The organism is Microbacterium sp. 69-7 (assembly GCF_001897985.1).
In the GTDB taxonomy this organism is placed as follows: domain Bacteria; phylum Actinomycetota; class Actinomycetes; order Actinomycetales; family Microbacteriaceae; genus Microbacterium; species Microbacterium laevaniformans.
Window position 1 is genome coordinate 1 of sequence record NZ_MKRU01000007.1, and the last position, 12,071, is coordinate 12,071.

General features: G+C 70.7%; 11 protein-coding genes and 1 pseudogene. 7 read left to right on the forward strand and 5 right to left on the reverse strand.

Annotated elements, in window-relative coordinates; translation table 11 throughout:
* The 3 genes from BGN98_RS00800 to miaA form a co-directional block, all read left to right on the forward strand.
* Window positions 1-573 (forward strand): regulatory protein RecX (locus tag BGN98_RS00800; RefSeq protein WP_288118855.1); only part of this gene is annotated, 573 nt, incomplete at its 5' end.
* A 65-nt stretch (window positions 574-638) separates the two neighbouring features.
* Window positions 639-2,195, forward strand: coding sequence for a tRNA (N6-isopentenyl adenosine(37)-C2)-methylthiotransferase MiaB (gene miaB / locus BGN98_RS00805; protein WP_288118857.1), 1,557 nt, complete (start codon window positions 639-641; stop codon window positions 2,193-2,195).
* On the forward strand, window positions 2,192-3,106 hold the full coding sequence (miaA, locus tag BGN98_RS00810) for a tRNA (adenosine(37)-N6)-dimethylallyltransferase MiaA (protein WP_288118860.1): 915 nt from the start codon (window positions 2,192-2,194) through the stop codon (window positions 3,104-3,106). The genes miaB and miaA overlap by 4 nt, the downstream gene beginning before the upstream one ends.
* Before the next feature lie 46 nt (window positions 3,107-3,152).
* Here miaA and BGN98_RS00815 read toward each other — a convergent pair.
* Window positions 3,153-3,500 (reverse strand): annotated as a pseudogene (locus BGN98_RS00815) (ASCH domain-containing protein); the annotation flags it as partial.
* A gap of 86 nt (window positions 3,501-3,586) precedes the next feature.
* Here BGN98_RS00815 and dapF point away from each other — a divergent pair.
* Entirely contained in the window at window positions 3,587-4,450 is an 864-nt protein-coding gene (gene dapF, locus BGN98_RS00820) for a diaminopimelate epimerase (protein WP_288118862.1), read from the forward strand.
* A gap of 22 nt (window positions 4,451-4,472) precedes the next feature.
* Here dapF and BGN98_RS00825 read toward each other — a convergent pair whose 3' ends face one another.
* Window positions 4,473-5,114, reverse strand: a complete 642-nt coding sequence (locus BGN98_RS00825; RefSeq protein WP_288118863.1) for a class I SAM-dependent methyltransferase — start codon at window positions 5,112-5,114, stop codon at window positions 4,473-4,475.
* Between the two features lie 69 nt (window positions 5,115-5,183).
* Between BGN98_RS00825 and hflX the strand changes: the two genes are divergently transcribed.
* Window positions 5,184-6,707 (forward strand): GTPase HflX, encoded by a 1,524-nt coding sequence (hflX, locus tag BGN98_RS00830; protein ID WP_288118865.1) that lies wholly within the window; start codon window positions 5,184-5,186, stop codon window positions 6,705-6,707.
* 7 nt (window positions 6,708-6,714) lie between these two features.
* Here hflX and BGN98_RS00835 read toward each other — a convergent pair whose 3' ends face one another.
* Window positions 6,715-8,631, reverse strand: a complete 1,917-nt coding sequence (locus BGN98_RS00835; protein WP_288118869.1) for an alpha/beta hydrolase family protein — start codon at window positions 8,629-8,631, stop codon at window positions 6,715-6,717.
* A 146-nt stretch (window positions 8,632-8,777) separates the two neighbouring features.
* On the opposite strand from BGN98_RS00835, the gene BGN98_RS00840 reads away from it, so the two are divergent.
* On the forward strand, window positions 8,778-9,755 hold the full coding sequence (locus BGN98_RS00840) for a methylenetetrahydrofolate reductase (protein WP_288118871.1): 978 nt from the start codon (window positions 8,778-8,780) through the stop codon (window positions 9,753-9,755).
* Window positions 9,756-9,765: 10 nt separating this feature from the next.
* Here BGN98_RS00840 and BGN98_RS00845 read toward each other — a convergent pair whose 3' ends face one another.
* Complete coding sequence (locus tag BGN98_RS00845; protein WP_288118874.1) at window positions 9,766-10,629, reverse strand: hypothetical protein; 864 nt, start codon at window positions 10,627-10,629, stop codon at window positions 9,766-9,768.
* A gap of 66 nt (window positions 10,630-10,695) precedes the next feature.
* Window positions 10,696-11,361 (reverse strand): transcriptional repressor LexA, encoded by a 666-nt coding sequence (lexA, locus tag BGN98_RS00850; RefSeq protein ID WP_288118876.1) that lies wholly within the window; start codon window positions 11,359-11,361, stop codon window positions 10,696-10,698.
* 310 nt (window positions 11,362-11,671) lie between these two features.
* Here lexA and BGN98_RS00855 point away from each other — a divergent pair, with 310 nt between their 5' ends.
* A complete protein-coding gene (locus tag BGN98_RS00855) occupies window positions 11,672-12,052 on the forward strand; it encodes a LysM peptidoglycan-binding domain-containing protein (protein WP_016463242.1) in 381 nt (126 codons plus the stop codon).
* Window positions 12,053-12,071 lie beyond the last annotated feature (19 nt).

A 12,071-nucleotide genomic window follows, 5' to 3' on the forward strand; every position in this document is an offset into this window, starting at 1 on the left:
GTGGGCGATCTCAGCTGGCATCCGACCTGGACGGAGGAGCCCGTCGACGCGGCGTGGGAGGACGACATCGCGACCGTCATCGACGATGCGGAGGCCGCGCTGATCAAGCGCTTGCGAACGCGCTCCCTGTCCGAACGGGAAGCATCGCGATTCTTGCGCGAACGCGAGCTCGGCGATGCGGCGATCGACCACGTCATCGACCGCATGAGGAGCCTCGGATATCTCGACGACTCGGCACTGGCTGAGCAGCTCGTGCACAGTGGCGTCGAACGAAAGGGACAGGGGCGCGCGATGCTCGTGCAGACCTTGTCGGCCCGCGGCATCCCGCGCGAGGTCATCGACGAGGCACTCGATGCGCTGCCTGACGATGATGCGGACCGTGCTCTCGAGTTCGCGCGGCAGAAGGCCCGGACGATGCGCGACCTCGATCGCGATACGGCGCTGCGGCGGCTCTCGGGCCAACTCGCGCGGCGCGGGTACGGTGCGAGCGCGCTGACCGCAGCGCGGCAGGCCCTCGAAGAACTCGGGCGACCGGTTCGGCGTGCGCCGGCGGGAACCGTGCGCTTCGAGTGAGCCGTTTTCCCGGTGCGCGGGACCTCGGGTTCGTGCATGGTGACGGATCGTAGAATGAACGCATCATGACTTCTCCGTCCGCCGCCCCCACGCTGATCGCGCCATCGGACGCCGCCGTCGCCGCCGACGGTCGTGCCCGGACCTACGAGGTGCGCACCTTCGGCTGCCAGATGAACGTGCACGATTCCGAGCGACTTTCCGGCTCGTTGGAGAGCGCCGGATACGTGCGAGCGGAGGCGGGCTCCGAGGCCGATGTCGTCGTGATCAACACGTGTGCGGTGCGCGACAACGCCGCCGGCAAGCTGTACGGCACCCTCGGGCATCTGAAGAGTCGCAAGGATCGTCACGAGGGCATGCAGATCGCCGTCGGCGGCTGTATGGCTCAGATGGACAAAGAGGCCGTGCTCGAGAAGGCGCCGTGGGTCGACGTCGTCTTCGGCACCCACAACATGGGCTCGCTGCCCAGCCTCCTCGAGCGGGCGCGCCACAACGGCGATGCAGAACTGGAGATCCTCGAGGCGCTCGAGGTCTTCCCCTCGACCCTGCCGACCAAGCGCGACGCCGTGCACAGCGGCTGGGTCTCGATCTCCGTCGGATGCAACAACACCTGCAGCTTCTGCATCGTGCCGAGCCTGCGTGGCAAGGAGAAGGATCGCCGCCCTGGCGACATCCTCAACGAGATCCTGCTCCTCGTCGAGGACGGCGCCGTCGAGGTCACCCTCCTGGGTCAGAACGTCAACAGCTACGGGGTCGAGTTCGGTGATCGTCAGGCGTTCGGCAAGCTGCTGCGTGCCGCCGGGCAGATCCCGGGGCTCGAGCGCATCCGCTTCACCAGTCCGCACCCGGCCGCCTTCACCGATGACGTCATCGATGCCATGGCCGAGACTCCTCAGGTCATGCCGCAGCTGCACATGCCGCTGCAGTCCGGATCCGATCGCGTCCTACGGGCGATGCGGCGCTCCTACCGCAGTGACCGCTTCCTCGACATCCTCGAGCGGGTCCGCGACCGCATCCCGCACGCGGCGATCTCCACCGACATCATCGTCGGCTTCCCCGGTGAGACCGATGAGGATTTCGAGGACACGATGCGTGTCGTCGCGCAAGCACGGTTCGCCAGCGCCTTCACCTTCCAGTACTCGATCCGTGAGGGCACCCCCGCCGCGACGATGCCCGACCAGGTGCCGAAGGCCGTGGTGCAGGAGCGGTACGAGCGGCTCATCGCCCTGCAGGAGCGCATCAGCCTCGAAGAGAACGAGGCCCAGATCGGCCGCGAGCTGCAGGTGCTGGTCTCGACCGGCGAGGGAAAGAAGGATGCCGAGACCCACCGCCTGACCGGCCGCGCCGAAGACAATCGGCTCGTCCACTTCGAGCTGCCTCGGGGCTCGGCCGTTCCGCGCCCCGGAGACGTCGTGACGGCGACCGTGACGCACGCCGCTCCGTTCCACCTGCTCGCCGATAGCCCCGACGGGGCGCCGCTGCGCATTCGGCGCACGCGCGCGGGCGACGCCTGGGATCGCACCCAGGCGGAGTCATGCGGCGTGCCGACATCCTCGGGCGTCGCGGGCGAGACGGGCGCACCCCGCGCGGTGTCGCTCGGGTTGCCGACGCTCCGCCTCGGGTGACCGGGCGTCTGTGGGGCGTCGTCGGCGCCACGGGCACGGGCAAGTCCGATCTGTCCCTGCGGCTCGCGGAAGCGCTCACCGCCCGCGGTCGCCCGGCGGAGATCGTCAACGCCGACGCCATGCAGCTGTATCGCGGGATGGACATCGGCACCGCCAAGCTGTCGGTCGCCGAGCGCCGCGGCATCCCGCACCATCTCTTCGATGTGCTCGAGGTCACGGATGAGGCCGCGGTCGCCGCGTACCAGGAAGCGGCCCGTACCGTCATCTCAGAGATCTTCCACCGCGGAGCGGACGCCATCCTCGTCGGCGGCTCGGGCCTCTACGTCTCGAGTGTCGTCTACGACTTCCGCTTCCCGCCGCACGACGACATCCTGCGCGCACAGCTGGAAGCGGATCTCGAAAAGGGCGGCCCCGGGCCGCTCCTCGAGCGTCTACGCGCACTGGACCCGGCGACCGCCGACCGTATCGATGCGCGCAACGCTCGGCGGATCGTGCGCGCCCTCGAGGTCGCCGTGCAGGGAGACCGCGGTCACGGCGCCGTCCTGCCCGCAGATCCCGTGCTCTGGCACGTGCCGACGACCCTCATCGGTGTGGAGGTCGAGCGTGCAACCCTCGTCGCGCGCCTCGACGAGCGGGTGACCCGCATGTGGCGCGAGGGACTTCTCACCGAAGTCGCAGCCCTCCGCGACCGCGGCCTCGAGCAGGGCGTGACGGCCAGCCGGGCCATCGGCTACGCGCAGGCGTTGGCGCACGTGGCGGGTGAGCTCGATGCGTCCGAGGCCATCGCCCAGACGCAGGCGCTCACCCGACGCTACGCGCGGCGCCAGGTGTCGTGGTTTCGCCGGTATGCCGACGTGCGCTGGGTCGCGCCCGACGTCGACGCGGTCGTCCTGGCAGACTCGGTGGCGTGAGCGAAGTCCGCAAACTCACCGTGCAGCCCGAGCCGCTCCTCGTCGTTCAGTCGGCGTGCTCGGGGGGCCACACGACGCGGAAGCGTTCGAAGACGATCTCGTCCTCCTCCGACCATTCGGCTCCGCGGGCGGCGGCGACGCGCGTCCAGTAGCGGCGGTGCTCGCGCTGCCAGCTCTCCAGCGATCCGTCGTCCTCGCCCTCGTCGGCGGCGAATGCCGCGTCGCCGCTGGTGAAAGGACCCAACCTCAGTTCGGTCGTGCGCATGATGATGCGCGGTGCGCCGGAGCTGTCGCACGCGATCCAGTGCGATCCGATGCGCGGCACGAGATCGCCCCGAGCGACGAAGTCGGCCACGAGCTCTGCCGTCGCTCGTTTCCGCCCCGACAGCACGAGAGAGCGGGTTCTGCCACCTGAAGATCCTGCCACGTCGCTCGCGCGCGGCCGGCCGGGCCTCGGGCTGTGGACCGTAGACTGACCGGGTGGCAGAGCCGATCGCATTCACCAAGGGACACGGCACGGGCAACGACTTCGTGATCGTCCCGGATGACGAGGGCGTCCTCGACCTCTCGGACTCTCAGGTCGCCGCGCTCTGCGACCGCCGTTTCGGCATCGGCGGCGACGGCATCCTGCGCGTCGTCCGCAGCGCCCGCATACGCGAGGGCGAAGCGACGGCGGATGCCGAGTGGTTCATGGACTACCGCAACGCCGACGGGTCGGCCGCCGAGATGTGCGGCAACGGCACGCGTGTCTTCGCGAAGTACCTCGTCGACACGGGTCGCGCCGACATCGACGCGGCACCGCTGCGCATCGGCACGCGCGCCGGCATCAAGACCCTGACGCGCAGCGACCTCGGGTTCGAGGTCGACCTCGGCGTCTTCGCCATCGACGGCGAGACCGTCGTCAAGGCGCGGGGACTCGACGTCGCCCGCCCCGGCCAAGGCGTCGACGTCGGCAACCCGCACGTCGTCGTGGCGCTCTCCAGCGCGGGCGAGCTCGAGGAGCTCGATCTCACGGTGCAGCCGTTGCTGCATCCGGAGCCGGTCGCCGGGGCGAACGTGGAGTTCGTGGTGCCGGCCGATCCGCTCGTCAAGAACGGCGTCGGCAGCATCCGTATGCGGGTCTTCGAGCGCGGGGTGGGTGAAACGCTCTCTTGCGGCACGGGTGTCGCAGCAGCGGCGCTCGCCGTCCGCCATTGGGCCGGACCCGCGGCGCCCGATCGTTGGAGTGTTGAGGTGCCCGGCGGCATACTCGGCGTCCGCATCGTCGCCGATGCCGACGGCGACCACGTGCTGCTGTCGGGTCCGGCGACCCTCGTCTACTCGGGCGAGGTGCGCCTGGCCTGACGCGCGGTCGATCGCGGGCGACTCAGGGCAGGTCGATCGCGCCGGTCGGCACCGCGCCGTGCCGGCGCACCTTGAGCACGCGGAAGCCGCGTCCGGTCGCCGCACGCGTCACCGAGTATCCGTCGTCGAATGTCGCCGCCAGCCACCGCTGCAGGGAGTCGGACCCGAGGTTGCGCTGCACGACCAGCCACGCGTCGCTGCGTTCGTCCAAGCGCGGCAGCCACGTCTCCAGCAGACCGTGAAGTTCGTTCTTGCCGACGCGGATGGGGGGATTGGATCGGATGCCGCGGAAGCGGACGTCGCCGGGAACGTCCTCGGGGCGCACCGCGTTGATGTTGGTGAGACCCCACTCCTGCGCGTTTCGTCGCACCAGGTCGAGAGCGCGGTCGTTCACGTCCACCGCCCACACCGTGGCGTGCGGCGACTGCACGGCGAGGCTGAGCGCGATCGGCCCCCAGCCGCAGCCGAGGTCGAGCAGGTGGCCGCCCGGAGGGGGCGGCGGAGTATTCGCGAGTAGCACCGCCGTCCCGCCGTCGACGTGGTCGGGGCTGAACACCCCGCCCGCGGTCGTGACCTCGCCGATGCGCCCGCCGAGGGACACACGGATGCGACGGAGGTTCTCGGCGCTGGACGGGGAGGCGCTGAAGTAGTGGTCACTCCCCATCCTGCGAGCGTACCGGAGCCACCGGCCTGTGCGGGAGGCTAGACTGCAAGGCTGACCTGGAAGGAATCCATGACCCACACCACCGAGACCACCGACGCGCACGGCGACGACACGCCGCTCGATCCGGTGGATCGCGTGCTGGCACGTGCCGAGGGCCGCTCCAGCGCGAACGTCTTCGGTGCCGCCCAGGCGCTGCAGGATGCCGCGACCGTCGCCTATGGCGACACCGACGGCGATCAGTGGGACCGGGAGGAGCGCGCGGCGCTGCGCCGCGTGCCGGGTCTGTCCACGGAACTCGAAGACGTCACGGAGGTCGAGTACCGCCAGCTGCGGCTGGAGAACGTCGTGCTCGTCGGGGTGTACCCCCAGGGCTCGCAGGAAGACGCGGAGAACTCCCTGCGCGAGCTCGCCGCGCTCGCCGAGACCGCCGGCGCGGTCGTGCTCGACGGGGTGCTGCAGCGACGTCCGCACCCCGACCCGGCGACCTACATCGGCCGCGGCAAGGCGGCGGAGTTGCGCGACCTCGTCGCCGCGGTCGGCGCCGACACCGTCATCGCCGACACCGAGCTCGCTCCGAGCCAGCGTCGCGCGCTGGAGGACGTCGTCAAGGTCAAGGTCATCGACCGCACCACCGTCATCCTCGACATCTTCAGCCAGCACGCCAAGAGCCGCGAGGGCAAGGCGCAGGTCGAGCTCGCCCAGCTCGAGTACTTGCTTCCGCGACTGCGCGGATGGGGTGAGTCGATGAGCCGTCAGGCCGGTGGCCAGGTCGGCGCCGGAGGCGCCGGCATGGGCTCACGCGGACCGGGCGAGACCAAGATCGAGCTCGACCGCCGGCGCATCCGCACGAAGATGGCGCAGCTGCGCAGGCAGCTGCGCGACTTCGCGCCCGCCCGCGAGGCCAAGCGCAGCGAACGCAAGCGCAACACGATCCCGTCCGTCGCGATCGCCGGCTACACCAACGCCGGCAAGTCGAGCCTGCTCAACCGGCTCACGAGCGCCGGCGTGCTCGTGGAGAACGCGCTGTTCGCGACGCTGGACGCGACGGTGCGCCGTGCCCAAGCGGCCGACGGGCGCGTCTACACCCTGACCGACACGGTCGGCTTCGTGCGGAACCTGCCGCACCAGCTCGTCGAGGCGTTCCGCTCCACGCTGGAAGAGGTGGGCGACGCCGACGTGCTGGTACACGTCGTGGACGGCTCCCATCCCGACCCCGCGGCGCAGCTCGCGACCGTACGCGATGTGATGGGCGACGTGGGTGCGCGCTCCACGCGCGAGATCGTCGTCTTCAACAAGGCGGACCTCGTCGACGACGACACGCGGCTGGTGCTGCGCGGTCTCGAGCCGAGCGCGCTGTTCGTGTCGTCGCGGACGGGGGAGGGCATCGATCAGCTGCGCACCGTCATCGAGGACGCCCTGCCGCTGCCGGCGGTCGAGGTGCGCGCACTCGTGCCGTATGAGCGTGGAGACCTCATCAACGCGGTGCACGAGTCGGGGCACATCGTCTCGACGGCCCACGAGGAGGGCGGTACCGCCGTGCACGCGCACGTCTCGGAGCGGCTCGCGGCGGAGCTCGCGCCCTACGCGCTCTGACGCACGCCTAGCCTGCCGTCAGCTCTATCGCCGGCACGCCGGGCGTCGGAAAGCCGAACACCTGGCCGAGGAAAGCGAGCTCGCTCTCCAGCGCGTGCACGACTGCCTCAGCGCCGCGGAACCCGTGTCCCTCGCCCTCGTAGAGCACGTAGGCGTGCGGGATGCCGCGCGCGGCGAGAGCGTCGCGGATCGCTTCGGCCTGCGACGGAGGCACGACCGCGTCATCCGCACCCTGCAGCAGCAGCACGGGCACGCGGAACCCGTCGATATGCGTCAACGGGGAGCGCTCGATATAGAGCTCCTCGGCCTCCGGCAGGGGCCCGATGAGTCCGTCGAGATACCGTGACTCGAAATCGTGCGTATCGGCGGCCAGGGTGCGGGCGTCGCCGACGCCGTAGCGGGAGATGCCCGCGCGGAACACATCGGTGCGCGCGAGCGCCGCGAGCACCGTCCAGCCGCCTGCCGATCCGCCCTTGATCGCCAGGCGGCCGCCATCGGCGGCGCCGGTGGCGGCAAGGCCGGAGGCGGCTGCCGCGACGTCCGCCACGTCGACGACGCCCCATTGTCCGCGCAGACGCTCCCGGTACGCGCGGCCGTATCCGGTCGAGCCGCCGTAGTTCACCTCCAGTACTCCGATGCCGCGACTCGTGAAGAACAGCGTCTTCGCATCGGCGACGCCGCCCTCGTGGCCGGTCGGTCCGCCGTGCACCAGCACGAGATAGGGCGGGCGCTCTGCATCGGATGCCGCGACACGCGGATGGTGAGGGGGGTGCACGAATGCGTGCACCGTCCCCGTCGGACCCTCCACGGAGAACGGGCGCGTCTCGGGAAGCCACGCATCGAGATCCTCACCCGCGATCTCCGCACGGTGTCCGACGATGAGGTCGACGTGCACCGTCGCCCCCTCCGCATCGAACTCCACCAGCCAGATGCCGCTCACGCCCGGTGCCATGCCGGAGACCAGCGCCCGGCGGCCGACGACCGCCTCGACGGCGAGGGATGCGGTGGCGGGGATGTCGATCACGGTCTCGGTGCCCGCGGCATCCCGCCAGACGAGCTCATCCGAGCCGTTGGTGCGGACAGCGATCACCCCGCCGTCGGACGTCACACCGAACCAGCGGCTGCCGAGTGACCACAGCGGGCCCCCCGTGTCCGCATCGGCCGGGGCGAGAGGCGCCCGCGGCAGGTCGGCATCCAGGCGTAGGCTCCAGAGGTTCCACCGACCCGTCGCATCGTCCAGGTACAGCAGGTCGTCCTCGTCGGTCCATTCGGGCTGGAGCGCTGCCGTGCTGCCGTCGGTCACGTCGGTCCACTCGACCACGGCGCCGTCCTCGAGACGACCGATACGCAGGGTCGTGCGGTCCCACGGCATGTCGGGATGATTCCAGGCCACCCACGCGAGCCGGTCCCCGCGCGGGGACAGTGCGGGTTGAGCGACGAAATCGCTGCCCGCGACAAGGTCGCTCGCTCCCGCACCGTCGAGGTCGATGCGCACGATCGCCCGCTCGCGGCCGGCGCGCTCGCGGATGCCGAGCAGCATCCCGCCGGTCGCGCGAAGTCCGCCGTAGCGGACATCCGCATCGTCCGTCAGGGGACGAGGGTCCGAGCCGGGCTCCCGCACCCACACCTGCTGATCGCGGCGTTCGACGAAGAACAGCCGACCGGAATCGTCGACCGCCCACGACCCGCCGCCGTACTCGTGGACGCCGGATCGGGCGTTCCACGGCGCCGGCAGGACGAGGTGCACCGTGCCGGTCGCATCGCGCCGGAACACGGCCGTGCGGCCGGCCTCTTCGGCCACCGACTGCGCCCACCACACCTCGTCGCCCACGAGCGCGGCGCCGTCGATCCGGGGAGAAGCCGAAGAAGCCCAGGCGGCGGTGAACGGGGAGGGCCAGGATCCATAGGGGTGCACATCGACCATGGCTGCCACGCTACGCGTGTGCGACCTGCCACGTCGGCAGACACGTGCCGTCACACGCGGGTGAGGGAACGGCGCTGGCTCTACAGTGGGGCATCGAGGCCGCGGCCGACCGGCTGCAGGACCCCGACCCGAGAGGGAACTGAGCGATGATGTCCCACGAACCCCGCGTCGACGCTCCGGCGGTCGCCGGCGCGGCCTCGCCGCGGGTACCGTTCTCGTTCGAGATCTACCCTCCGCGCACCCCCGAGCAGCTGCCTGCTCTCTACGAGACCATTCGCGTGCTCGCCGCCGCCGGTCCGCGCTTCATCTCCGTGACGTTCGGCGCGGGCGGCTCGACGACCGACCGCTCGCTCACCGTGCTGACGCACATCCTCCGCGAGACGACCGTTCCGCCCGTCGCGCACGTGACCTGTGTCGGCAGCAGCTACGCCGAAGCCACGACGGTCATCCGCGACTTCCTCGATGCCGGCATCACCCGCTTCCTGGCGCTGCGGGGCGACCCGCCCGCCGGCGTCGGCGAGGACGACATCGTGGTCGGCGATCTGGAGTCGGCCGCTCAGCTCGTGCAGCTGATCGGCCGGGTGCAGGCGGAGCGCTCGCCGTATCGCGAGCGTGAGATCCCGGGGCTTCCGGGAGCCGTGCAGGTCACCGACGGCGACCGCGTCGAGATCGCCGTCGCGGCGTTCCCGAACGGTCACCCGCGTTCGCGTCACCGCTACGAGGACATCGACGCACTTCTGGCCAAGCAGGCCGCCGGGGCGACGTCCGCCCTGACACAGCTCTTCTTCCACGCCGACGAGTACCTCGACTTCGTCGAGCGCGCCCGCGCCGCCGGGGTCGTCATCCCGATCGTGCCCGGGATCATGCCCATCACCTCTCCGGGGCGACTGCGCCGAGTGCTCGAGCTCACCGGGGATGCGCGCCCCGACTCCCTCGCCGCGGCGCTCGAGTCGGCTCCGGATGCCGCCGCGCAGCGCGCCGTCGGCCTCGCCCATGCCGCCGACCTCGCGCGGTCCGTTGTCGCCGGCGGCGCCGACGGCATCCACCTCTACGCCTTCAACAACCACGACACCGTTCTGGGCGTGCTGCGCGCCGCAGAGCTGATCCCCGAAGCGAGCCCGTGACGCCGTCCGCTCAGTCGGACGACTCGTCCGCCGCCGCGCGGCGAAGACCCCAACGACTCCACGCGCGGCGAAGAGCCGCCGCCCGCGCGGACTGACCGGCGAGCCACGCTCCGGCGGCGACGGCGAGAGCGATCGCCAGAGCTGCCCCGGCGGCGCCGACCGCCGCCGACACCAGCTGGTCGTAGACGGCGGCCGCCGCGGCCGGCGTGAGTGCCGTCCCGGTTGCGGCGGACGATACGGCCGCCCGGCCCGCCGCGGCCGCGATCAGCAGCGCTCCGAGGCCCGCGGCCGCCGCGAGCGCGGCCCGCCGCAGGGCGTTCAGGCGTCGCCGCGCGAGCGCGATCCCGCTGAGGAACAGGATGACGGTAGCGACCGGCATCCACCATCCCACCGTCACGCCGAGCGCATATCCCGTTCGAATGGCGGCCAGGGCGTCTCCGGAGCCGATGACCACGACGTGATCGACGGAGGGGATGAGCGTCGCCCACGCCACGCCCTGCGCGCTCAGACGTTCCTTCACGCCCGCCACCACGGCGCCGACCTGGATGCCGAGTCCGGCCTCGGTCTGCACCACGACGCCGGAGCCATCGGAGGTCGCGGCGAGCGTGAGCGCGCGGTGAGACTGTCGGAGAAGCTGTTCCCACAGTGCCCCGAAGCCGTCTGAGCGGATCGCGTCGGCGATCGTGTCGTGCACGAGAGTCTGCGCGGCGGCGGCGGCGGGCGCTTGCAGCCGCCGCAATGCGTCGGCCGCGTCGGCGGATGCCGCGATCAGCCCGTCCTGCACGGCGGTCGAACGGGCCAGCGGTGCACGCGTCGCGGTGAACGCGTCTTCGTCGACCAGCTGCACCCGCGCCCAGACGCTCAGGATGGACAACGGGAGGCAGACGACGGCCAGGACGATCGCGACGGCCGATGCGAGGGCGCGCCCCCCGCGACATGATCAGATCGCGCGCAGGACGGCCACGACGCGACCGAGGACCACCGCGTCGTCGCCGAGGATGGGCTCGAAGGAGGAGTTGCGGGGGAGCAGCCACGTGTGGCCGTCCCGCTGCCGGAAGGTCTTCACCGTCGCTTCGCCGTCGAGCATCGCCGCGACGATGTCGCCGTTGTCCGCGGTCGGCTGCGATCTCACGACGACCCAGTCGCCGTCGCAGATGGCGGCGTCGATCATCGACTCGCCGCTGACCTTGAGCATGAACAGGTCGCCCTTGCCGACGAGCTGGCGGGGGAGGGGGAAGATCTCCTCGACCTGCTGGTCTGCCGTGATCGGCACGCCCGCCGCGATGCGCCCCACCAGAGGGACCAGTGCCGCATCGCCCACGGCCGGAACGAGGTCGGCGGGATTCTCGGCGGCGGCACCCGGCAGATCGATGAGGACCTCCATCGCGCGCGTCTTGCCGGCGTCGCGGCGGAGGTAGCCGCTCAGCTCCAGCTGGTTGAGCTGGTGGGTGACGCTGGACAGCGACTTCAGGCCCACGGCATCGCCGATCTCGCGCATGCTCGGCGGGTAGCCGTGGCGCGCGATGGAGGTCTGGATCACCTCGAGGATCTTCAGCTGCTTGTCGCTGAGGTTCTTCCGCCTGCGTGTCTGAGGCTTCTCGGCCATATCGCGCGCTCCTTCGATCGCGTCCCCGGAAGGCAGAGCCTTCGAATGTCGGAGGTTGGTGATGGGGTCGTCTTGTCGAAACCGTATCCGGTTTTCGCACGGTCGGACGGCACGCGTGCGCGTGTCGGATTCGATTCATCTGCGAGAACCGTATCGCTTGACACTCGAACACTATCGAAGATAGATTCGGAACAGAGATTCGCATCCGGCTCTCCCGGCCGAGAGGCGGATGCGAATCTCGACTCGAATCTTCGAGGTGACGCTCTCACCCCCGACGCCGCGGCGCGGGACACGTCTCAAGGAGGAACCCATGACCACGATCGACATCCTCGGCGCCTCGCCCCGCGGCCGTGTCATCGCGGCGGCCCCCGCCACCCGTCTGCGCCTGACGGTTCGTGGTCGCCGGGTGCTCGCCTTCCTCGCCTCCATCCCCGTCATCGTCGCGCTCGGTATCGGCATCGTGTCCGGCGGCGGCGCGCTGGCCTCCAATGAGGGATCCTCGGGAGTCACGTTCACCCACGTCACGGTTCAGCCGGGCGACACGCTCTGGTCGATCGCACGCGCGGTCGCACCTGACGTCGACCCGCGCGACGCCGTCGACGCGATCGTTCGACTCAACGCCTTGGACTCGGGCAGCCTCGATGCCGGACAGAGCATCGCGATCCCCGCCGAGTACTCCGCCGGCCACTGATCAGCCTCGTCCGCTCATC